The sequence below is a fragment of the Nocardia sp. NPDC050408 genome, assembly GCF_044458905.1.
Lineage (GTDB): Bacteria > Actinomycetota > Actinomycetes > Mycobacteriales > Mycobacteriaceae > Nocardia.
Window position 1 is genome coordinate 85,230 of the sequence record NZ_JBITIL010000010.1, and the last position, 23,381, is coordinate 108,610.

At 64.0% G+C, this 23,381-nt stretch carries 15 protein-coding genes; 6 read left to right on the plus strand and 9 right to left on the minus strand.

Annotated features, from left to right (window positions below; translation table 11 throughout):
• The first annotated feature begins 60 nt into the window (after nucleotides 1-60).
• The 5 genes from rpmI to ACIBJI_RS26550 all read left to right on the plus strand — a co-directional run bounded on the left by rpmI (nucleotide 61) and on the right by ACIBJI_RS26550 (nucleotide 3,215).
• Complete coding sequence (rpmI, locus tag ACIBJI_RS26530; RefSeq protein ID WP_040689021.1) at nucleotides 61-255, plus strand: 50S ribosomal protein L35; 195 nt, start codon at nucleotides 61-63, stop codon at nucleotides 253-255.
• Between the two features lie 102 nt (nucleotides 256-357).
• Nucleotides 358-738, plus strand: coding sequence for a 50S ribosomal protein L20 (gene rplT, locus ACIBJI_RS26535; protein WP_364352405.1), 381 nt, complete (start codon nucleotides 358-360; stop codon nucleotides 736-738).
• A gap of 38 nt (nucleotides 739-776) precedes the next feature.
• Nucleotides 777-1,574 (plus strand): TrmH family RNA methyltransferase, encoded by a 798-nt coding sequence (locus ACIBJI_RS26540; RefSeq protein WP_397086320.1) that lies wholly within the window; start codon nucleotides 777-779, stop codon nucleotides 1,572-1,574.
• A gap of 356 nt (nucleotides 1,575-1,930) precedes the next feature.
• Nucleotides 1,931-2,722 (plus strand): hypothetical protein, encoded by a 792-nt coding sequence (locus tag ACIBJI_RS26545; RefSeq protein ID WP_397086322.1) that lies wholly within the window; start codon nucleotides 1,931-1,933, stop codon nucleotides 2,720-2,722.
• A gap of 25 nt (nucleotides 2,723-2,747) precedes the next feature.
• On the plus strand, nucleotides 2,748-3,215 hold the full coding sequence (locus ACIBJI_RS26550) for a hypothetical protein (RefSeq protein ID WP_364352396.1): 468 nt from the start codon (nucleotides 2,748-2,750) through the stop codon (nucleotides 3,213-3,215).
• 5 nt (nucleotides 3,216-3,220) lie between these two features.
• On the opposite strand, the gene ACIBJI_RS26555 is transcribed toward ACIBJI_RS26550, so the two are convergent.
• From ACIBJI_RS26555 to ACIBJI_RS26575, 5 genes are all read right to left on the minus strand, one after another.
• Nucleotides 3,221-4,360 (minus strand): hypothetical protein, encoded by a 1,140-nt coding sequence (locus tag ACIBJI_RS26555; protein WP_397086324.1) that lies wholly within the window; start codon nucleotides 4,358-4,360, stop codon nucleotides 3,221-3,223.
• A 155-nt stretch (nucleotides 4,361-4,515) separates the two neighbouring features.
• A complete protein-coding gene (locus tag ACIBJI_RS26560) occupies nucleotides 4,516-5,046 on the minus strand; it encodes a hypothetical protein (RefSeq protein WP_397086326.1) in 531 nt (176 codons plus the stop codon).
• Nucleotides 5,047-5,125: 79 nt separating this feature from the next.
• Nucleotides 5,126-5,623 (minus strand): hypothetical protein, encoded by a 498-nt coding sequence (locus ACIBJI_RS26565; RefSeq protein ID WP_397086328.1) that lies wholly within the window; start codon nucleotides 5,621-5,623, stop codon nucleotides 5,126-5,128.
• Complete coding sequence (locus tag ACIBJI_RS26570; RefSeq protein ID WP_397086329.1) at nucleotides 5,620-6,882, minus strand: hypothetical protein; 1,263 nt, start codon at nucleotides 6,880-6,882, stop codon at nucleotides 5,620-5,622. Before ACIBJI_RS26570 ends, ACIBJI_RS26565 begins: the two co-directional genes overlap by 4 nt.
• A 118-nt stretch (nucleotides 6,883-7,000) precedes the next feature.
• Entirely contained in the window at nucleotides 7,001-7,639 is a 639-nt protein-coding gene (locus tag ACIBJI_RS26575; protein WP_397086331.1) for a DUF3558 domain-containing protein, read from the minus strand.
• Nucleotides 7,640-8,379: 740 nt separating this feature from the next.
• Here ACIBJI_RS26575 and ACIBJI_RS26580 point away from each other — a divergent pair.
• Entirely contained in the window at nucleotides 8,380-10,320 is a 1,941-nt protein-coding gene (locus ACIBJI_RS26580; protein ID WP_397086333.1) for an N-6 DNA methylase, read from the plus strand.
• 47 nt (nucleotides 10,321-10,367) lie between these two features.
• On the opposite strand, the gene ACIBJI_RS26585 is transcribed toward ACIBJI_RS26580, so the two are convergent.
• From ACIBJI_RS26585 to ACIBJI_RS26600, 4 genes are all read right to left on the minus strand, one after another.
• Nucleotides 10,368-12,329 (minus strand): UvrD-helicase domain-containing protein, encoded by a 1,962-nt coding sequence (locus ACIBJI_RS26585; protein ID WP_397086335.1) that lies wholly within the window; start codon nucleotides 12,327-12,329, stop codon nucleotides 10,368-10,370.
• A gap of 129 nt (nucleotides 12,330-12,458) precedes the next feature.
• Complete coding sequence (locus tag ACIBJI_RS26590) at nucleotides 12,459-14,675, minus strand: 3'-5' exonuclease (protein ID WP_397086337.1); 2,217 nt, start codon at nucleotides 14,673-14,675, stop codon at nucleotides 12,459-12,461.
• A 69-nt stretch (nucleotides 14,676-14,744) separates the two neighbouring features.
• Complete coding sequence (locus ACIBJI_RS26595; protein ID WP_397086339.1) at nucleotides 14,745-16,961, minus strand: 3'-5' exonuclease; 2,217 nt, start codon at nucleotides 16,959-16,961, stop codon at nucleotides 14,745-14,747.
• A complete protein-coding gene (locus tag ACIBJI_RS26600; protein WP_397086341.1) occupies nucleotides 16,961-23,296 on the minus strand; it encodes a DEAD/DEAH box helicase in 6,336 nt (2,111 codons plus the stop codon). Before ACIBJI_RS26600 ends, ACIBJI_RS26595 begins: the two co-directional genes overlap by 1 nt.
• Nucleotides 23,297-23,381 lie beyond the last annotated feature (85 nt).

Here is a 23,381-nt window from a genome sequence, read left to right on the forward strand (position 1 = left end):
ACCGATCAGAGAACCGGTGGTCCGACGCGGACCACCGGTACGAGACAGATAGAGGAATCCATGCCGAAGATGAAGAGCCACAGCGGCGCCTCGAAGCGATTCAAGGTTTCGGGCCGTGGCAAGCTGCTGCGTCAGCAGGCGAACCGTCGCCACCTGCTCGAGCACAAGTCCACCCGCCGGACTCGTCGTCTGGACGGCACGGAGGCCGTCGCGTCCGTTGACGTCCCTCGCGTCAAGCGCCTCCTGGGTCTCTGAGACTTTCAGGCCAGCCCCGCGCGACCGGGATTCCGGACGCCGACCACCGACAAACATCCGGGCGCCACGCATGCGCCCCCTAGATCGACAAAGGACTGACCCATGGCACGCGTCAAAAGGGCCGTCAACGCGCAGAAGAAGCGCCGTTCCGTTCTCGAGGCCTCCAAGGGCTACCGCGGCCAGCGCTCGCGCCTGTACCGCAAGGCCAAGGAGCAGCAGCTGCACTCGCTCACCTACGCCTACCGGGACCGCCGGGCGCGCAAGGGTGACTTCCGCAAGCTCTGGATCGCCCGCATCAACGCCGCGGCGCGCCTGAACGACATCACCTACAACCGCTTCATCCAGGGCCTCAAGGTCGCCGGTGTCGAGGTAGACCGCAAGATCCTCGCCGAGCTCGCCGTCTCCGACGCCGAGGCGTTCGCCGGTCTGGTCGCCGTCGCCAAGGCCGCTCTCCCGCAGGACGTCAACGCACCCGCCGCCTGATCCGCAACTGCGTGACGACACAGCATTCGGAACGACCCGTGGACGCGCTCTCCGAGCACAATCCGCGGGTCGTTTCCGCTGTCAAGCTCCAGCGCGCCGCGCAGCGCCGCAAGACCGGGCAGTTTCTGGCCGAAGGCGCGAATTCCGTTGCGGCGGCGCTGGAAACCGGTCGGGTGCGTGAGCTGTTCTATTCGATGCACGCCGCTACGCGGGAGAATCCGCTGATCGCCGGGGCCGCCGCCGCGGGCGTGCGCACCACACTGGTGAGCGAGCGTGCCGCCGAACACCTCGGTGAAACCGTCACGGCGCCAGGGCTTGTCGCGGTGTGCGATCACATTGACGTGCCGCTGGCGGACGTATTGGCTGAGCGGCCGACGCTGCTCGCCGTTCCGGTGGAGATCGCCGAACCCGGCAATGCGGGGACTCTCATTCGAGTCGCCGATGCGGTGGGCGCGAATGGTGTTGTGCTGGCGGGGGATGCGGTCGATCCGCACAACGGCAAATGCGTTCGCGCGAGTGCGGGCAGTCTGTTCCATGTGCCGATCGCACGGCATCGCGATATCGGCGAGGTGCTCGATGCCGTTGCGGCCGCGGGCATTACGGTGTTGGCGACCGCAGCCAAGGGGGAGGTCGATTTGGACGAGGCTGACGAATTGTTAGCCGGTCCGGTGGCTTGGCTGTTCGGTAATGAGGCGCACGGTCTTGACCCTGCCGTCGCCGCGCGTGCGGATCATCGTGTGCGAATCCCGATCCACGGCCGTGCCGAGAGTCTGAATCTCGCCGCAGCAGCAGCTATCTGTCTGTACGCGAGCGCGCGGGTCCAGCACACGAAATAGGCTGGGCGCGAACCCGCAGTGGAATGCTCCGGTCGGCTGAGTTCGTACTCAGCGTGCCTGTTGCGGTCGACCTTGTCGGCCTTACGGCGTAGTCGGACAGTTCCTTGCCGCTCCGTCGAAACCAGCACCCGGGGGCGCCCCCCAATTTCGAATACCGCACGCCGACGTTGCCGCCGCTGAGATGAGCAGCCTCCGTACAGCTTCGCCCAATGACTCTGTACAGCGGGTGAAGCCGTCGTTTGGTTCAGGAAGTCGGGTGCCAGCGCGTCGGCTCGGAAATACTCGGGAGCCTGCCGCTGCCGTCACGCACGCGTTCGGGTTCGCTCTGCGGAAGATGGTCGGGCACTGGTTGTTTCGTGAACTTCCTCATGGGTAGGGTTGAAGGTGGCGAGATGCTCTATCGACTGGGGGAGAGATTTTCGATGGCGCCACAAATTCCGGGTATGCCGACGCCGCTACCGGATGACTCGGGACAGGCTCCGCATGGTTCGCAGCCGTGGTACAGCCGCGCAGACGATATTGCATTCGCGGAGGCGGCAACTGCTGCGGTAATCGCTGCGGATGCCCAAGGGTTGACTCACGCATCGAAACATCTGCGTCACTATCTCGATAACTCCGGCACCGATTTGATTCTTGATCCGGACCAGATCCTGAATGATGATTCCACATTGAAGCGGTTCGCCGAAGATATCGTCGCCAGGTCAATCCTGAAAATCGCCGACCAAGCGGCGGTATCGAACAGCTATGAGAATTCGATTCCCTTCCAGTCGGGGTGGGATGGCTATACATTCGATTCTTCGAGCCAGCGGGACTGGTTTCTGGCGATAGGATCGATGCACGTTGCCGCCAGCGGGGTGGTCACGGTTCATCGTCCGGACAACGGCGCACAGCCTCGTGTCACGGTCTACTACGCGATTCATCTGCATGACCGCTACAACTGGGATGGCCAAAAGTCGACCAAAATCGCTGGAGTCAACGTCACCGACCTCCAGTTGGGTGCGTTGCATACCGCCGGGTTGGCGCAGGAATTCGAGCAGTACGGTTCATCGATCGAAAAACTCTATGAGGGGGTAGTGCCCACCAATGGCTCAATCGACCTGCAGGGGCCGGAAAATCGCAAAGACACCCGCGCCGACCCGACCCGGTGAGCGGCGTTCGATGGCGGGTCCGGGGATGACGCTGCGCGTGCTGCTTTCCGGGATGCTGGCGCTGGTTTCACTGACCTTGGCTGGATGCTCGAGCGCCGTCGATCGTGCGATAGCGCCGGATGTCGAGACGTCGACCAGTCCGGAACTGGTGCGGGAAGCCACGGAATTCGGCGGTTGGACGCTGCCTGTGAATGGGAAGGTCCTCATGGTGCGAAGGGAGATCGTGCGCCATAAGACATACGAGTTGGCCGTGGAGATGTCGCCGGACGAGTTCCGCTCGATGTTGGAGGCGTCTCATTTCACGGCTACTTTCGAGAAGCTGTACCTGGCCTCTCATGAGACGACGATCGCCGGGCCCGATTTGGCGTCGTCGCCGAATGTCGAGAAAGCTCAGGATATGTTCCAATCACCGACTGGAATCGGGATGCTCCGTACCGTCATAGTCGATGAGCGCGATGCGGATATTCGGATCGCGCACATTAGGTTTTTCTGAAGCAATCAGACCGAGGATGCGGTGGAATCGATACTGTGCTCCCACCAGGTATTGTTGCCGAATCCATACTTCACATTGCCCATATCAACTACCACTTTGGCAGGGATCTCGAAATCCGTTGCGTTGTAGGTGGGAGCCGCCTGTCCGGGGTAATAGTTGAGCGCCTTGGAAATCTGGCCGACAGCTGTGGCGATCGAGGTCTTCGTGGATTCGGCCGTCTGCTTCAAGGAATTGACCGCCGAAGTGATCTGGGATCTGAGCGTTTCGTTCATGGGATCGTTGATCCGCAGTGCCCACACTCCCAATGGCATGGTGAAGCCGAGTGCATTGATGGGCTTGGCGATCGCGCCGCTGATTCCGATCGCCTGGTTGTACACGAGGCGTTCGAGGAGTGCGCCGCCGTTTTCCACGATCTTCGACACCGTCTCGACGCCATTGCTGCGTTCGTCGACCGATCGTCCGATGCCGCCCGCGCTCGATTCGAAGCTCTGCGCGGCACCTCCCGTCCAGACCCTGCGTAACCACGTGGTTCCGCCGGAGATGTTCTGCGAGGTGACGTAGTCGTTGATTCCGAGAAGCCCGATCCGCTTACCGATGGCTTGCAGCGCTTCCCAATCCGATACCAGCGAGGACAGATAGTCCGCCGCGGGCTTGATACCGACGACCTGGCTCCAGGGGTCGTCGTAGGCGGAGATCAGATCGATCGCTGAGGTAACCACCCGCCGGATTGTGTATGTACCGTCCTCGACATGCGGCAGGTTGGGAAGTTGCAGACCGCTGTACCGGGTGACGCCTCGTAGATCGCCCGATCGACCGGACGTTCCTGCGCCTCCTGTCACGTCCGAGGTGCCCGCCGATATCGAATCCGCGTACGCATCATCGGTGGCTCGATAGCCACTCTTGGCGGTGGAAAGATCTGTGACCAGGGCGTTCAGCGTGGTCACGTCACGTTGGTGTGCTCCGGACAGCGCGCTGTGAAAGCCATCCAATGCTGAAGTCAGCGTGGCCAGCAGCCCCGTTGTCCCCGAGGGGAGTACCAGCCCCGACAGCTGGGTCGAGGCGTTCGACGAAAAGTTCGTTACCAGCTCCTGGAGATCCAAACCGAATCCGGCAATACTGGGCAGGTCGACGCTGAACTCATCCACGCCGACCCCGAATCACATTGCGGTACTGCACAATCAAGAATTTCCCCTCCCGTGTGGATTACAGGAACACCTTACTGTGCGCCGCTGCAGGGCGGGCGGCCCGTGCAACGGGCTGACCGCCGGGTTCTATGGGGCCCAACCGAAGTCGGTGACGGTCACCAGATATCGGTCCAGACGGGCCGTTTGGGAATGTCGAACAATGCGGAATTCTTGTGGACCACAACGGGAACCGAGGAGCCGACGCTCAGCCGCTCGGCCAGTGCTCGCGCTTTGACCTCGCGGAATTGAGGGTAGAGGTACTGCTTCGCAACGCGGGCATCCGCACCCGAGTCCGGGTGCGGGAACTGAACTTCGACCCGCACCTGCCACAAATCGTAGCTGAGCGTCCCCGAGCGGTGTTTGTATCGTAGATCCGACTCGACCACCACCGCGGACACCGCGATCCCGGCCCGCCGCAGGTAATTCCGGCGCAGCCGCCATGCGGCGGCTAGCACGAGCATCCACGCACCCATGCCCAGCAATATGCTCACCGGAAGATACAGCGCCATGGTGAGTTGCGAACCGGTCCACCGGACTATCGCGGCACCCAGGCTCAGCACGCCCGTCATGAAGGCCGCCGCCGCTATCGCGACACCCAGCGTCCACACCAGCGACATCGGGCCGATCATTTTCTGGGACCGCCCCATACCAACTCCTCGAGCAACCGGCAGTGAGCCACCGACTGTAACGGCACCTCAGGAACGCGAAGTCACGGCACGCTGCGTCTCAGCGCCAGCGCCGCTCATCGGGGTAGTCCTCGAAGTCGTCCGGCCAATCGCTGGGGCCGACGACGGTTTCGCCTGGTCGCGGACGGCGAGTGGGGGTCTGGGTGGGCGGCCATGAGGGGGCAGGAGGCGGTGTTGGCGCTTGCGGGGGTTCCGGGGTCCACGTCCAGGTGAACAGCGGCGAGCTCTTCATCTCGGCGACTTCCGGTGGCACCGGGCGGGCGAGCGTTTCGATGTCGCACCAACGGCATTCACCGTTACCGACTCGTTCGGCGTATGCCTTCAGCGCCGGTGACGCTGTGTCCATACCGGCGACCATCGAGATGAATTCCTCGGTTACCTCGGTGGGACCGTCGAACAGTTCGTCAATGTCTATGTTGGCCAAGCGGATGGTGGCGGTGCGTAGATTGTCGACCGCGTCCATGACCTTCCGGGCGATCGCCTCCACCTCAGGGTCGAGATCAGGCTCCCACATGCTGCCCCATTGTGGTCGCGTCATGACGCGTTCTCCCACGGTGCGGTGCCGGACCCGGCGTCATACGATTGTGTCGGGCGATCCACGGTGTCGCCGTAATGGGAAATTGTTTCGATATCCTTGGCGAGGGCCGCCTTACGGGTCGCGTCGTCAATTTTCTTGGTGACCGGCGCGATGGCCTCATCCAGTTTCTGTTTCCCCTTCTCCTTCAACTGGCCTACCGGATCCTTGATGATATCGAGGAGCTTCTTGAATGCATCGGCAAGCTCTTTGATCTTGCTGACCACCTTGATGGCGGCATTGATGAGCACACCGATGTCATAGACCAGCTTGGCGATGCGGGCAGCTCCGAGACCCGGTACGGCCGCGGACAAGATATTGGCGACAGACTTGAGAGCGCCCTTGATGTCGTCGAAGTCGACATACTTGTTGAGCATCCCCCACAGGCCTTCAAGGATGGATTTGATGCCGTCCCTGATCTCGTCGGCAACCTTGCCCGCACAGTCACTGACGATCCGGCCAACTGGGCCTTCCCATTTCATTGCCGCGGCTTGCTTGGTCGCCCACTCGCTGAAGGATACGGAAGCTCTACCGTCCCAATTGGGTTTGCCGTCCGTGCTACCGTCGATTCGCTTCACGCCGGATTCGAGATTCTTACCGCATGCCTCGAGCCCGTTGCCAGCTGCCTTATAAACCTCACCGAGCCTGCGGATCTCGGACCAGTTCCCCGGAATCGGCTCCAAGCACGTTACCAGCGGATCGTATTCGGTTCCCGCCGCGCGAGTGATGCTCTTGATGGACTCGTTCACCCTGCCGAGCACTGGGAAAACGTCGGCGATGAGACCGGCGAGCTCCTCTTTGTTCGCCGCCGGCGCTTCGAGTTTGAAAGACTCCGGCTTCGGGTAAGTGGCGGCACCGGCGTATTGCGCGGTCACGCCGATCTCTTCGGTGCTGTCATCAACCGGGAGATTCGATTCGGTATGTGCGTTCAGCTCGGCGTAAGACTTCTGATCCTGGCTGTGATACATCCAGGCGGCCTTATTTAGCTCGATACCGGTGCCCAGGGTGGTATTCGCGAGCACCGCGTGGCGCTGAGACATCCAGTCAGCCGCGTCATTGATAGGGGCCACCAGCGTGTCGATGATCGGCCCGTGGAGCCATTCCGCCGCCTTCCCCTCCTTCGCCACGAAGCTGGACGCCAGCAGGGCGTCCCCAGCTATCGAGGTGACAAGACTACTCAGACCAGCAATTTCGCTGGGATTCGCCGCGAATGTCTCGGCCATCCGTTTGATCCCCTAACTCCGTACTTTTCACCGAAGTGAAGCCGAACATCGTTGCCCCACCGACAGACTCGCGCCTCCGGACTGTATGGGTGCGGGCAGGGTCCGTCAAATGAAGGTACTAGTTGGTGCCGAGTGATTCGCTGAAGGTCCCGGCGATCTGGCGGATCTGGTCACATGCCGGCGGCACGGCAACCGGTCCAGGGTGCACATGCAGGCCAACCGTGAAAGTCCCGTCGGATGATTTGATCGACGCCGAGCAAGCGCCGTCAACCTGCGGAGTTTGGTACAGCACGGCCTCGCGCCCGCCGATCGGGTCGGAGTCGAATATGCTGTTGCCCGGGTTCTTCCGGATGTCGTCAAGAGTCAAGTCGCTCGACGTCACCGTCGCCAAGCCGGTGGGGTACTTCTCGCCATCGACAAGTGCCTCACGCCAGAATTGGCAGCCGATTTCCGTGAAAAGGCTGGAAACGATTTCGGCTGTGGATCTTTCGCGAGTCGCCGGGTCGAATCCAGCCCGGGTCACCACGTCGTCGCCCACACGCACACACGGATCGAACCGAACCTGTTGGGCGCCGGTCTGCACTGGCGCCGGTGGAACGTTCACCTTCACGGAGGCCGTCGCCCCGGCAGACGTCGCGGGCGAGGCCGTCGCCGAAACCACTGTGTTCGCACCCTGATCGGTGGAACTACCAGCACAGGCGACCAGCGTCGTCGTACTCACCACCAGGCAACCAGCTGCGAAACTTCTTCTCATCATCGAAACCCCCTGATCGTTGAGGTCGCCACCCTATCCCGGCGGGACCAGACGGCCACTAGTCATTCGTGATCATCGCAGAATGCGAGCAAGCCGAACTACTCGGTCCGAAAGCAACGATCACCATCGTTCGTGATGGCCGCGACTGATCGGCATACTCGGCCATTACCTCCCGCGCGGTCTCGGTCCAGCGCTAATCGGTGAGCGAGCCAACCGCCTTGCCGTCCGCGCCCTGCTGCGGAACCAGTCCAGCCTCGCCATCGGCACGGAATCTGAACACCAATCGCTGAACTGTCGGGGCAGGCACCCCCAACTCGAGTGGGATGTGTTCGCACTCATGGCAATCAGCGCATCTCACCTGCCGTTTGCCTGATCAGGATCAGCGAGTCAGTCCGACTGAGCGCTTCAGACTCGACCAGGGAGAGCGTGACGTTCAGCGTCTGCGCCTTCTTGGGATCTTCGATGAAACCGGGCGGGACCGGGAACTCGTGCCAAGCGAGGGCGGGAACGGCGCTGGTTTGGGGGCAGAGTCTTTGGTTTCTCTGTAATCGACATTGATACGCCGACGATGCGATGAAGTTAGATCTAGATGTCGGGCGCAAAAGTGATTGACATAGTCCTCAAATGTACGGTGCGTGGCGACAGGCGACTGCCTGCAGTTTTGTTGAAAACATTGTCAATTGACATCGTGTTATCTTGAGCTACAACCTTCCCCCGAGTAGTGGTAGGCCGAAAGGAGGCTCATGTCGGACTCAACGCCCACCGTCGCGGCGGCTGAGATCGCCCGGCTGGCCGGCGTCACCCGTGCGACCGTCAGCAACTGGCGGCGTCGGCATGCCGACTTCCCATCGCCAGTGTCCGGAGGAACCGAATCTCGGCCGCTGTTCCACCTCGGTGAGGTGCAGGAATGGCTACGCGGCCACGGGGTAAGGTCCGCCGAGTCGCCTGTCCAACGGTTGCGTGCGGTTCTCCGCGCCGAGGTGGATCCCAGCGAAGTGCCCGCATTGATGAAAGTCGTTAGCGATCGGGATGTTGCCGATGGCACGGCGGTGCATGCTGCGATACATGATGTCGTCGCGGAGGCTGGGATCAAGGCGACGTTGGATGTGCTCGCCGAACGTGGGCTGGATGCGGAGCCGAGCACTGGCGTCTATCCAACGGAGCTGCGCGTCGCCGCGTTGATGGCCGACCTTCTGGCGGCCGCTTCCTCGTCCAAACCTCAGAGCATTCTCGATCCTGCCTGCGGCAGCGGCACCCTCCTGACCGAGGCTGCGCGGATCGGTGCCTCAACCCTGGCGGGACAGGACGTGCTGGCCGTCCAAGCTGCCCGCTCGGCCGCCTTGTTGCATGCGGAGCTTCCTGGTGCCGGTGTCGATATCCGCACCGGCGACAGTCTCCTGGCCGATGCGTTCCCGGGAGAGCAGTTTGACGCGGTCTTGTCGAACCCCCCATATACGCAACGTGATTGGGGGGCCGATCAACTGGCCCTCGACCTCCGGTGGGAGTACTCGGTCCCCCCGCGGGGCGAATCCGAACTGGCTTGGGTCCAACATGCCCTTTCTCACGTCCACCCCGGCGGCACAGCGATCGTTCTGCTGCCGCCGGCCGTGGCTTCGCGCACATCCGGGCGACGGATCCGGATGGAACTGTTACGCGCAAATGCGCTGCGCGCTGTCATCGCGCTCCCGCCCGGGGCGTCGACACCTAAACAGGTAGGTCTGCAGATCTGGGTGCTCCGTCGCCCAGATTCCGCGGCTACGACCGAGTTCGTTCTGTTCACCGACGCCGCTAAAGTCCTCGACTCCGGGGGAAGCCAATCGGATTGGCAAGCCTTGGCCGAGCGAGTGACCGACACTTGGCGTGCCTTCGACCACGGTGAGATGGAAGCCGCCGCAATTGCCGGATTCACCGCCGTGGTTCGTGCCATGGACGTCCTCGACGACGACATCGACCTCACTCCGGCCCGTCGAGTCCGCGCCGCCGTCGACCCTGACAGTGTCGCTGCTTCCGCCCACGCCGCCATCGAGCTCCTCGGCCGCCACCTGGCTGAACTCCGCACTGCTGCCAAGACGGTCGAGCTCTGGTCGCCGGGTGGCAACCTCACCCTGCGGACGGCCACTGTCGGTGACCTCGAACGAGGTGGCGCGGTCCACCTGGTCCCACTGGCGGCAGAAGATCAGGCCGTGGGTTCACCTCAGCGCCCGGTACTTTCCGGTCGTGACCTGCTCGCCGGCCGGGGACCGTCCGGTCTTACCGGCCCCGGCGTCCACGCCTCCACCGAGGTGATCCACGAGGGCGACATCCTGGTCTCGCGTTTTCGCGACGATCATGGCGCCGCACCCGGTGCTCGGGTGGCGGAAGGCGCCGACGTGGGGGCAGTTCCCGGAGTAGGCGTGATCGTTTTTCGTGCCGATCCCACGAGATTGGACCCCTGGTTCTTCGCCGGTTTCATCGGCAGCCCCGACAACTCGGCGGCGATGTTCGGCGCGACGACCATCCGGATCGACCCCACCCGCTTGCGGATTCCGATTCTGCGGCTCGAAGATCAGAAGCCATATGCCGCGGCGTTCCGTCGGCTGCACCTGTTGCGTGTGGCGGCGGCGCGGACGGCTGATGCGGCGCAGCGAGCGGCGGAGCTGATCGGAACGGGGTTGACGGCGGGGGCGATCGAACCGCCGAGGTAGGTCCTCGGCTATCTCGGGCGGGCCGATCGGTCGCCGAAACTTCCGGATCAATCGGTCAGATAGGCGACCCACAGGTAGTCACGAGGGCGGCTTGTGGCGACGAGAAGTTGTCTGGCGAGCATATTGGCGCGATCCCTGTCGCCCCCGGAGAGCTGTTCCGGATCGGCGGGCGGCTCTTCGGTGATGTGGAAGACCGCGGCGAAGTCCATCCCTTTGGCGCGCCGAACCGTGCCGACCTTGATCGGACCGACCTGGCTGCCATCGTAATGTTCCAGCGAGATCGCCGGGAAACCCGCGCGGCGCAGGACTTGTAGATAGCGGCTTGCCTCCTTGGGCCAGTTGACGATCACCGCGATCTCGCAGCTGGAAGGTAGTGATGCGTCACGGATCGCTTGGGGGAGCGCTAGGTCGATGTCACGACGTCGGACGCGTACGTCGAGCGCTTGCCCGCCGGGCAGCGTGGATTCGCTGTCGCGGAGGATGACACCGGCTCCGCCGTCGAGGTCGTCCACGGTGTTGCCCGCTTCGATCCGTTGCGAATATCGCAGAACAGCTTGCCTATTGCGGTAGTTCTTGCGAAGCACTCGGCCACGGCCACCGGCGAGAGGGATGCCTGCTTCGGAGAGGGTGCAACCACCGGCGTAGACCTGTTGTTGTCCGTCGCCGACCAGAAGCAACTGTGCATCGATGTCGCCGCCGGCTATCTGATGCACCAGCTCCAGCTGCCGAAGTGTGAAGTCCTGTACCTCGTCCACGACCACCATTGCGAAATCCTCGGTGTTGTCGAGGGGCCGCTGCTTCAGCTCGTCGACGGCTAGCGCGATGACGTCGTTGAAGTCGTGCGCGCCCCGCGCTTCGAGGCCCTGCTGGTAGGGCGTGTACCAGTGTTCCCAGACATACTTGCGCTTATTCGAATGCAGGCTGATCCCCTCGCGGCCGGTACGTTTGACCGTCTTGTACCTGTCCGGTTCGGAAATCCCACGGCCTTTGATCACCCGATCGATCTCGTCCGTCCAGTAACCGTGGTCCGTGCCTTCGACACGGTCCAAAACGTCCCGTGCACCCTGCCATGCCTTGGCCAGCGCCGTATTGATCGCGCCCTCATCGAGATTGAAGTCGATCCCACGGCTGCGTAGGAAGGCGGTTGTCCAGGCATGCAGGCCTGTGAACTTGGCGCGATCCGCCGCGTATGGAGCAAGGCGCCGAAATCCCAGTTCGTGGTAGGAGGGCAGCGTCTTGACGAAAGTAGTGAACAGGAGCCTGCCCGGATTGCGCTTGGCGAAATGTGCCATGCGATGTAGTGCTACGACCGACTTTCCTGTCCCGGCCGGCCCGCTGAATCTCGCCGGACCGCTGAATGTGGCATGCACGAGGGAGAGCTGATCCGGGTCGAGAAAGGTCATCCAGTCGCCGAACGGCCGGGCCAGCGCGACATCGCGAGCGTCGGAGCGAAGGTCGACTTCGTCGAACAGGCCTCCTGCGTCGACGGATTCGGATTCGGGAGCATCATCGGCCCGTAGCCACTGGTGTGATGACAGTTTCGCCGCGGCGGTCGCCGCGAGTTCGTCAGCGCGCTGGGCGCGCATTCGCTGATCACCGCGTACCAGCATGCCGACGAACCCGGCTTCGTCGGCGACGAGGAAGCGACCGTCGGCGAGGAAGTGCTTCGCGTCGGGCACCAACAGAACCAACTCGACGGAGTACGGAACGAACTGGGTGCCGCCGAGAGCGAGACGGGCGAACGACTCTTCGGCATTTTTGCGAATCTTCCCGATGGTGGCCGAGTCCAGCACCGACTCTGCGAAGACGAGCGCGAAGACGCCGGTCCGTCCCACTGCGAACGCGGCTGCTCGATCCGAGCGCGGCGTACCACGCTCCACCAGAAGATGCCAGCCGCGCACGGTCAGCAGACCGGCGAGAAAGCGGCGCTGTGCGGAGGTCAGCTGTCGCTGCTCGGACAGGGCGCGTTCGGCCCAGCGGGCAACCCGCTCACGATGAATGTTCGCCATGATCCCCCGATCTACACGGCCGGAGGCTGCCCCGGCACGCGGGCTCAAATACCTTGTTGTCCAACATAGTTGAAGATCAAGGTTCAGAACGGGAATCAGACGAATCCGGCCTGGGTGATGCGATTCGTGTCATGCCAGCAGCTTTGATACGTGCCCACTCCAGGTCACCACCAGCTGGTCACGCGCGCGGCTGGCCGCGACGTAAAGGAGAGATCGTTCGCGCCGCTCGGCCTCGTCGCGTTCCTCCGCAGGCACAATGCGCACCCTGTGTTGTGATGGCACATGCTCCTGGTCGACGCCAGCGAGCACCACGCACCGGAATTCCATTCCCTTGGAACGGTGCATCGTCAGCACCATCACCTGGCTCCCGGACGGCAGCGCGTCGCTGAGAACCTCTGCGGCTACACCACGCTCGCCTAGCGTCCGCACCAGGAAGTCCCGTTCTCGAGCGCTGCGGGCGAGTACCGCGATTTCACCCGGACCGATACCGTCCTCATTGATCCAGGCCGTGACCTGGTCGGTGATGGCCTGCAGTTCGTCGGCGGTGGAATCGCAACGGATCAGTGCCGGGGCAGGCCCCAGACGTGCGGAGGTGTAGCCGGCGGTGGATTCCTCGCCCTCCTCGAGGTCGTGGTAGGTCGTTCCTTCGAGAATGCTGACAGCGAAGTGCAGATTCTGAGCTGTGGTGCGGTAATTGTGGGTGAGCTTGCCGTTGCGGCCCCCGCGGATATTGATTCCGAGCCTGCTGAGCACCACAGGCTGACCGTAGATGCGCTGGTGGGAGTCCTCGGCGATGAACAAGTCGTTGCGACCTTCCGCTACGAGGGCGCGCAGCAGCGTCCAGTGCGTGGCATGCAGATCCTGCGCCTCATCGACGATCACATGGTCGGCAACGCGCTGCCCGGTGGATTCGGCGCGCCACTGTAGATCTGCCGCAGCGAGTGCAAGCACCTCTGGAAAACTCAAACGACCAGCGACTCGGCCCAGCTTCCGGTATCGAGTGATCATCTGCCACACCGCAATTCGCTGGGGACGGCTGAGCCGGACACCGCGGCCAGCTCGCGGAACCTTCAGGTACTCCGCCTGGGTGGTCACCTGGTTGCCGAGCACCACGTTGACGTATTCGGTCGACAGGAACGAGGTCTGCGCGAGACGGCGGTCGAGGTTGTGCTCAGCTGATGAGATTGCTTCCGCCCAACCGATATCGGGCGAAACTGCCTGGTCCGAGCGGGCCGGCGTGTCGGCGCCGAACACAATGCGATAGGCCGAGTCGAGATCGGTGGTGCTCCGGAGATGAGCGGCTGCGAGCCTATCGATACCGGTGACGTAAACGCCGCGCTCACCGGGCCGGCCGGCGAGCGTGATCGTCGGATCCAGGGCGAGGAGACTGTCGCGAAGCCCCTGCGCGAGGGTCTTGTTGAAGGTCGTCAGCACGATCCGTGCGCCGGGATTCTGCTGGGCGAGGTGACGTGCACGATGTAAGGCGACAATGGTCTTACCTGTTCCCGCGCCACCGGACAAGCGGAAGGCGCCGCGCTGGTCCTGCTCCACGAACCGGCGCTGGCTCGGATGCAGGAAGGTTCGCCAGGCTGTGAAATCACCGCCTTCGATCACTCGGCGCAGCTCGTCGTTGTCGTCGACCAGGGTGAACTGCATCCTGCTGGCCGGATGGGTCAGGGCGGCCAGGATCTGCTCGTTTTCGTCGAGAGCCGGTTCCGGATACGGCTCTGCGAAGTCCAAGGCATCACGGATGTCGTCGATGGAACGCCCCACGGCCAGTTCGAGGATCGCGTTCTGTTGCCAGGCGACCTCGGCCGTCTGCGCCACGGCGAACACTCCATCCTGATCCTGGGCGCTGAGCACTTCAGCGGCCAGGTCCGTGTCGAGGCCGAGACGATCGGTGAGTTGTTCGAGGGTGTAGCCCGCGCCGGCCAGGTAACCGAGCGTCGGCTGTGCCGCTGCCCGGCCGGACGGACGGGGAACGTCTGGCCGCTTTCCGCCTCCGTCGAGCTGGCTGACAATGCCTTCGAGGACGCCATTGATCGGGTTGACGCGCAACATCGCCTTCTCGGCAAGTTTGTTGGCGACGTCGTGTTTCCACGTGCCTAGGTAGATGTAGGTCGGCTCGCCGAAGCGGTCGTCGACACGGAACATGACGGCCCGATAGTTCAGGTCGACCCGTCCGGTACGGACACGGGCGTCGAGGGCTCCGCGCAGCGGCTCGATGTGCAGGCCGAGTGCGGTGTCGTCAGCGCGCAGCTTGTCGAAGAAGTCGCAGACTTTGTCCTTGATCGACCCGTCGATCTTCGGCATCGCCTTGTTGGCCGCCAGGACGAGATTGGCCACGCCACACCCCACTTCGTTCGATCGGCGTCGACTACCCGCGGTATGGGCAGCCGACGCGCGCTGCCTCGATCAAGCTGGAACGGCTGGCCGGAGCAAAGCCGATGCCCGGCCACTCCAGGTCACGACGAGCTGATCGCGGGCCCGGCTGGCCGCCACATAAAGCAGGGACCGTTCCCGCAGCTCGGCGTCGCCGCGCTCTTCCTCAGGCACCTCATTGAGGACGGACTTGGCAGGAACGTGGGCTTCGTCTACGCCGGCGAGGATCACCTTGGCGAATTCCATTCCCTTGGCCCGGTGCATCGTCAGCACCTGCACATGCCCGGGCCCCGCTGGGTTGTCGTCGAGAACGCGTGCTTCGATGCCACGTTCGCCCAGTGCGCGCACGAACTGGCTGCGTTCGTTCCGGCCTCGAGTCAGGATTGCGATGCTCGATGGTTCCACGCCCTCGCCCAGCCATCCGCGCACCGTTTCAGTGACTTGATCGAGTTCCTCGGCCAGCGAATTACATTCCACCAGCACAGGTTCCGGGCCGGTGCGGGCAGAGCGGTAGCCGTGGGTGGTCTCGTCCGCTTCTTCCAGGTCCTGGTAGTCACCGCCGGAGAGAATGTCGATGGCGAACCGCAGGTTCTCCGCCGTTGTCCGGTAGTTCAGCGTGAGCCGGCGGGAACGGCCCACGATCTTGACGCCCAGCCGTCCGAGGACGACCGGCTGACCGAAGATCCGCTGGTGGGAGTCCTCGGCGATGAACAGGTCGTCGGGGCCTTCGGCGACGAGCGCGCGCAGCATCGACCAATGGGTGGCATGCAGGTCTTGCGCCTCGTCGATGATGACGTGATCGGCGACGAATGGCTCACCCGCGGCGCTTCGCTGCCGCAGGTACTCCGCGGCCAGCGCCAGCACCTCCGGGAAGCTGACAGTTCCGTCCATGCGGCTGTGCCGCCGGAATGCTTCCATCAGCTTCCAGACCGCGATCCGTTGCGGACGGTTCAGCCGTACACCACGCCCCGCCCGCGCCACTTTCGCGTACTCCGCGACGGTGGTGACCTTGTTGGCCAGGACAACGGCGGTGTACTCGTTGTCGAGGAACGCGGCTGTAGTCAGGCGCGGATCCAGAGGCGTATCAACAGATTTGGTGACCTCGCGCCAGACCTTGGCTGCATCGGTGCGCCGGGACGAGACGGTGGTGGCACTGCCGAGTACGGCTTCGGTGACAGGGACGAGGTTCCGCGCGCGAACAAGCACATCGCTGGCGAGCTTGTCGACTCCGTCGATGTAGACGCCTGGTTCGCCGGGGGCGGACGCGATGGTGATGTCCGGTTCGAGGGTCGTCAGATCCGCCTGGAGTTGCCGGGCCAGCGTCCGGTTGAAGGTGGTCAGGACAATGCGGGCATTCCTGTTGTGCCGCCAGAGATTGCGTGCCCGGTGCAGCGCCACCACGGTTTTGCCGGTGCCGGCTCCACCGGACAGCCGGAACGCGCCGTTGTAGTGTTTCTCGGCGTAGGTGCGCTGCTCTGGGTGCAGGAAGGTCCGCCAGGCGGCGAAAGTGCCGCCTTCGATGACGCGCCGGAGCTCGTCGGTGTTCTCACCGACGTAGGTGAAACGGAGTTGCGAGGCGGGGTGGGTCAGTGCCTGCAGGGTCTGCTCGTCCCGGCCGAGAGTGGGGTCGACAGGGTTCTCGTCGAGCCGCAGTTTCTCCCGGATGTCGTCGAGGGCGACGCCGCATGCGAGGTCGAGAATCGCGGAGCCTTGCCATCCGTCGACTTCGGCCGCGAGGTCGTTGAGTTCGTGATCGTCGGGGGCCGCGAGGACCTTGGCCGCCAGCTGCGACGCGAGTCCGAGCTCGCCGGTGAGCTGAGAGAGCGTGAAGCCAAGGCTCGAGAGGTAGCCCCGCTGCCGCGGCGACCGCGGAGCTGTTGCGGTGACAGCGGGAACGATCTCCGCACCGGCCTCGTACACCACCAAGTCGAGTACTCCATTGACCGGGTTGACTTGCAGCTCGGTGCGGGGTGCCAACTCTGCGGCCGCAGCATCCTGCCATGCGCCGACATAGACGTAGGAACCGTCACCCTTGGCAGGTACGACATGGAACAGGATCGCGCTGTGGCCCAAGCCGATTCGCCCGAGCCGGACACGTTCGTCGCGCGCGCCGGCGACGGTCTCGATGAGCCCGGCAGCGGCCGGCTCATCGTTCTGGACGGTGTCGAGGAAGTCGTAGACCCGGCGCTGGACAGCCCGCTCGAGTTCGACGCCGGACTTGCTCGTACTGGTCATGACGATGTGCGCCATCACATCACCCCGTTCGTCTTCAGCGCTTGGACGAGCTCTGCCGGATCAGCCGGGCAGATCGTCCAGCCCTGCTCGGTCATGGTAGGGGCCGCTTCGGGGCTTTCGAGGAGCACCCCGATACGGGCATCCGCCCACCCGATGTCGATGACATCACCACGATCGGTTTCCACACCGAGCTCCGGTACCGGCGCCCCAACCGCAGCCAGACCGAGGACGAGTTCGCGTTCGGCGTCGGAAATGGTGTCGTCATAGAGGGCCTGCCATTCGGGGGTGAGTCCGGCGCCGGTGGAGTCGGGACCACGCTCGGGCACAGTGCTGTCGGCCGCCAGCAGGCTGCGAGTGGTTACCACGTGGTCGGCGAGGCCGAACCAGTTGGCCAGGCGCAGCCATTCCTTCCAGGCGTGACCCTCGCGCAGTTCGAGCGTGTCGTCGCGGTCGTCCAGGGCCAGAACCGCGTCGAGGACCTTCTTGTCCTTGCGCAATGCGGCGGTGAGGGTCAGCGGACCGTCGGTGTAGGACCAGCACGCGTATTCGCCTGCTGCGATCTGTGATCCGTTGCCCTCGATGAGATCCAGCGCCCAGCCAGCGATGGCGCCACCGTCGCCGTTCATCCGGCCGTCGAGCATGAACATCAGTGGCAGCCAGTGCCCGACGGCGTTCCAATCCTCCCGATCCGGGTTGAGCATGAACTCGATCAGCTGGGTGATCGGATCGACATGCAGGAGTTTGAACAGAGCGGGCCGCAGATTTCCGTGGTTGAGGGTGAACTTGGCGAGTTTGTCGGTGTACCAGGACGGCTGCATCGGCTGGGCGCCCGTGAACCGCAACAGATCGTCGTGGCTGAACGACCAAACCAGTACCCCACCCGACCGCAGGATCTCCCGCTTCCGGGCATCGTCGGTGACCCGGTTCTTTCCGGGCACCGCGTGGAACCGGCGACCGTCGGCGAAGAGCGCGATGATCGGGATGTCGGGGTCGGCGGTGCGGAGCTGGAAATCGGGCTGGCTGTTACCCATCAGCACCTGGGGTTCGAGCTGCCAGGTCCGGATCTTCGTGCCCGGCAGCTTGATCGTCGCCGTCGGGCCGTAGGTGCCCGGCTTCTCGACGATCGTGGCTCCCATGGTGGTCAGGCGTTCGGTGAAGGCACGGTAGAACTCTCGCTCCAGCGGCGACTCCTCACTGCCGAGACGTTTCTCCGGGGTCTCCTCGGTAATCGACGCCAGCCAGCTGTCCGCATTCGGTTCACCGCCTCGGCAGGCAAGCAGGTCGTCGAGCACCTTGGCTGCGGTGATCCGCGAAACCTTGTCCAGTTCCCGCGGCGGCGCGAACGGCAGCAGGCACTTGTGGCAGGCCAGCCGGTCGGTGCAGTCACAGTTCTTGACGAGCTCACGTGCCGCGGCCAGCACCGCCCACACTTGCGCCGGATTGGCGAACTCGGCCAGGTAGCCGGTGCCGCCGGGCACGGTGTCGTGGATGAGCAGAGCGCGCTGGTTCGGTGCGTGTAGTGCGTCGGTGATGGTGGCGACATCGAGATGTTCCGGCGAACCACCGATCACCTGGCGCAGCCCGAGCAGGATTGCCGCGCTCAGGCTCGGATGGGCGAAGGAGTCGTATTCGAGCCAGCTCGGCAGGTGCAGCAGCACCGCCTGCGTCCGCAGCGTCCGTGCGAGGGCGATCTCGCGAACGTGTTTCTCGTCGTCGGCTTTCCGGTACTTGCACCAGCTGCGGTGCTCGTGCGGTTGATTCTGTCCGGCGATCTTGTCGAGCTGTCCGCATCCCGAACACACCCGGAACAACCCACCGGTTGTCGTATTGCCCGCGATGGTGCGTTTGCTGCCCTGGGAGTTCCGCCGTCCCATGTTGATCCAGCGAATATCCATGCGGCGCAAGTACTCCGCGCCGAAGTCTTGTTCGGCGACGAACCAGCGTTTGGTGATGTTGTCAGGGTTGATGTCGGCCGCGGTGAGGACGGTGAAGGACTCCTTGCGCCGTTCGTCGCGGATGTCGGTGATCGCCGACTCGTCGCGGCGGACTTCGGCGGATACCTTCGTCATCTCGACCACCTGCAACTGCTGACTCACATCGGCGATGGCCGACGTGTGGCAGCGGGGGCACTGGATCGGCGGCGGGCTCTGATCCGCAGTATGGCTGATCCCGGTCCACCCGCACGACGGGCACACACGCCAGATGTGAATGGCAGACTCGCCTGCGCCGAGGTCTACGGCGTCGATCTCGACGGCGAGTCCCTGCGCGTAGAACGTGGCGCCCGGCGCGAGCTCGGTCAACGCGACCCGAGAACCGCGCCGGTAACTGGCTGTGTCCTCGGCATATTCGTTGGTGTCGGGGTCGATCCAGGTGATGCCGACGTCCAGAGTGACTGCATCGTCGAGCAGCGTGTAGTTGGGCAGCACTCCGTAGCGTTCGAGCACACCCACCCAGTGCTCGGCGGTGAGATCGATGATGCTGCGGGACAGCAGTTTCAGCGTGCCGCGTGCCGTGCGGAGGTCGCGTTTGTCGTCGTCGGTCGCGGCGGGTGAGTTGGCTCGCTGCTCGAATTCGGGGATGGCGGCGTCTACGGCGGTGCGCCGGTAGCGCAATTCGTTGACATCGCGTTTCCAGCGGTGCACCGCTTCGCGCAGCAGCACTCCGAGCCCGCTGTGGTCGCCCAGACCGGGTGGCGTGGCCCAGGTTCGCAGGTTGGCCGCGGCAGTTTCGCCGAGGGTGTCACCGAACTGGGCGAGGAATTCGTCGAGCAGCAGATCGGCGTCCTCGTCAGCGGTTTCGACGAGGGTGCCCATCCAGGTCCCCTCGTCGAAGCTCGACAGGACGTTATTGGCGCTACCCGGGTCCTCGGCGCCGGCCTTCCGAGACAGTCGGTCGACGATGTGCGCGATGTATTGGCGCTGCAGGATCTCTTCGGCGGTGAGGAAGGTGGCAGGCGGTCGGACCTCGCCCTGGATCACCGAGGTCGGGTCGCCGAGCTTGGGCAGATGCTCGCCGCGGCCACGCACGAACGCGAGGGCGAGGGCATTGCCGGTGAGACGTCCGGCGCGGCCGACTCGCTGCAGGTACGACGACACCGTGCGCGGCATCGAGCCGAGCATGACGGTGGACAGATCACCGATATCGATGCCCATCTCCAGGGTGGGCGTGGCGACGAGCACGTTCGGTGCGGCCGGGTCGGTGGCTGTGGTTTTGAACTTGGTCTCGTATTCCAGCCGGGTCTGCGTTGGGAGCAGCGAGGTATGTTCCCGGGCGACAACCCGCTTCATTTCCGAGCTGTCGTAGAGACTGCGATAGAAGTTGTCCTGCTTGGTCGCCCGAGTCAGCTCGCCGGGGCAGCGGGTGAGCAGGCAGGGCGCGCCGTCGAGCTGGTCGATGACGGTGGCGCTGCCCGGTGTCGGGGTCTGGCAGACATCGCAGACCAGCAGATACCGCATGCCCGCGAGCCCGTCGGCATCGGGAATCCCGACGAGGATCGAGTCGTGGGTCAATTGGTAGGCGGTGAGCGACTTCTCGGTGCTCGCTGTTGTGACGATCCGCTCCTCGGCGAGCACCTCGAACAGCGCCCGAGCGAGGAAACCACCTTCGTGCGGCGACACGTTCAGGCATTGCGCCGCCCACCGCGCATACCAGGACGTGGCGGCGGTGATGGGGTCGAAGCCCTCGGGGATTGTGCGCCCACCTACGGCCGGGAACGCCGGGGCAGGCCGACCCTTCGGAAATGCCGGCATGCCTTGGCCTTTGGGCCGACCACCCCACACCCACCGGCGGTTGGCATCGCGTTGTACGTACTTCGTCAGCCATTCGTGCGAGACCGCGCCACGTGTGCGCATGCGTTCGGCCACGCCGCGCACCCATTGGGTCACCGCCTCCGAGTCCGGTGCGGAGAACGCGAGCTGGTGCTCAGTGCGTTCGAGCGCAGCGGCACCGAGCTGCGCAACCCGTTGCGGTGAACCGAGATCCACCTCGGCCACCACACTGCCGGTCAGCTCGAGGGTGCGGCCCAACCGGGACTGCAGTCCGAATTCGAGGTCGATGTCGAACTGGACGCGCCGCGCCACATTCTTGGCCGCTTTGCGGCGTAGCGCAGCGGGTCGGTCCGGCTGCCAGTACGCGGTGAACTCGTCGTGCTCGACGATGTCGGGAGGCAACAGGCGGTAGCGCCGATTCGGGTCTTCACCAGCTCGTTCCAGCACGGCGGCGCACAGCTCCGACAGCGTCAACGTCTGTGACCCGCTCACCCGGTCGCCCAGTGCATTCCGCAATGTCGAGCGCATGCTGAGCGTGTGCGACCGTGCCTGGACGAACCCCGCCCGGTGCGCCGCGTCCTGCACACTGTCGGTGAAGATCAGTGCTTTCTTTTCGGTGTCGTCGAGGCGCGCATCACCGAAGAGGTTCGACAGTGCCACCGACAGCTGGGTGGCGATGGCACTGCCGAGGAACCTGATCCCGTCCTCGGCGCCGCATGCCGGGCACAGGTCCTTCTTCGAGTTCTCGTCGGCTTCGGGGCCGCTCAAATACAGCACCGGCAGCACCCGTCCATCGAGCAGGTCTGCGCTGTCGGCCTCGGGCCGCTTGTCGACGATCTCGCGATCATCGACCCGGAACCACTGCAATCCGTCTACGACGTTGTCGATTTCGGCCTCGGTCGGCGCCGAGATCAACGCACGGAACCTCGGTTCGCCGGTCGCGTGATAGCCGCGGATGTCGTCATCGCTGGAATCGAGCGTGCTGCCGGTCGGCGCCAGCCGCACACCCCATCCCGACCGCCCGCAGTGCCGGCAATACAGTGACGGGTAGTAGTCGGTTGTCGCATCATCGAGCTTCCCGTCGTCGGACCATCGGAACAGCGGAGTCACCGTGGCCGCCCGATCGATCCGCGACAGTTCCCGAAGCCACAGGTGCACATCGACATTGAGCGCCGAACGACCGACTTCCGCCCGCAGGTGCGACAGTGCGGCAAGCAGATATCCGAGGTACCGCTCCCGCTGCGCTTGTCCTCGTGCGAGATCCCGCTCACCGGTGTGCGCCGGCAGCGCTCTCACCGCAAGGTCTTCGATCGAGCGAACGTCGACGGTGTTGCGCAGCAATCGTGCGATGGTGCCGTGCCGTTTGACCAGGTCGAGCATCTCGGTCTCGTCGAGCCGGTTCAAGCTCGCGGCTGCACGTTCGAAGGTGTCGTCGATATCGGAGGTCTGGCGGAACAACGTGGCCAGCACCGAAGCCGCCAGCCGCTTGTTCGTCGGGGACTGCGCCGCAACCTTATTCAGTTCCTCGACCGCGTCCGCGGTAACCGGCTCGATCGGTGAGAAGGTCCGGTCCAGCGCGAGGCTGCGCGCTGCCAGCCAGTCCTCGACCGAAAGTCGTGTCTCCCCGATGAGGGCGTCTTCGTCGAACGTTTCCCCGAACACGGTTTTCGCGAACGCCAGCATGGTCTCCGGTGAAGAGTCCTTGGATCCGAGCGTCGCCGATGTCGCCACCGGGGTGACCTTGCCCAGCGGCCGCCTCCGGTCCTCCTCGCCGACCGGCGATCCCGACGTCCAGTGCGCTTTGATCGTCAACCCGAGCCGCCGCAACAGCATTGCCACATCAGTGCCCTGCGCACCGTCGTAGGTGTGGAATTCGTCGAGAACGACGTACTGCAGCGAATCCGCGGACTGCCGCCACAGCGCCGCCCGATCCGACCGCAACAACATGTGGTCGAGCATCTTGTAGTTGGTGAGCAGGATGTCGGGCGGTGAATCGTGCATCAGCCGTCGGTCGGTGATGAGACCCGCCTGCGACACCAGCGTTCGCCCACCCGAGGACTGCTCACCGGTGTACAGACCGGCAGTGATTCCCGACAGTTCGGGATGCCCGGTGATCATCTTCGCCAGCCGCTGCTCCTGGTCGTTGGCCAGGGCATTCATCGGATAGATGATCAGCGCCTTCATCCCCACGACCCCAGCCTTTTTGGCCCGCAGCACGTGATCGAGGATCGGGATCAGGAACGACTCGGTCTTCCCTGAGCCGGTGCCCGTGGTGACCAACGTGGGCCGGGGACGCCGCTGGAATTTGGTCGACAACCGTTCGAACGCCGCTGCCTGGTGCCCATACGGCTCGAAGTACTTAGGCCACCAGTCCAGGTGCATTCCCCAGTTGCCACCGGCAGGGGAGAACGGAAGTCGAAGGCGCACATAGGGGCCCTTGAACAGGCCATCCCTGGGATGGCCGATGAAGTCGGTGAGAGCGCCCTGCGTGTCCGGGTCAGTCAGGGCGAAGGTTGTCGTCAGATAGTCGGTCAAACCCTCCCGCAGCCGCTCGGCTTGCAGAGTCGGAAGCAGGGCCCCCACGTGTGCTCCTCGAATATCAGCCAGCTGTTCGGCTGGGCGTTGTGGAAAGCATCTGACCTATGGTTCGTCAGGTGCTTGCCACGCG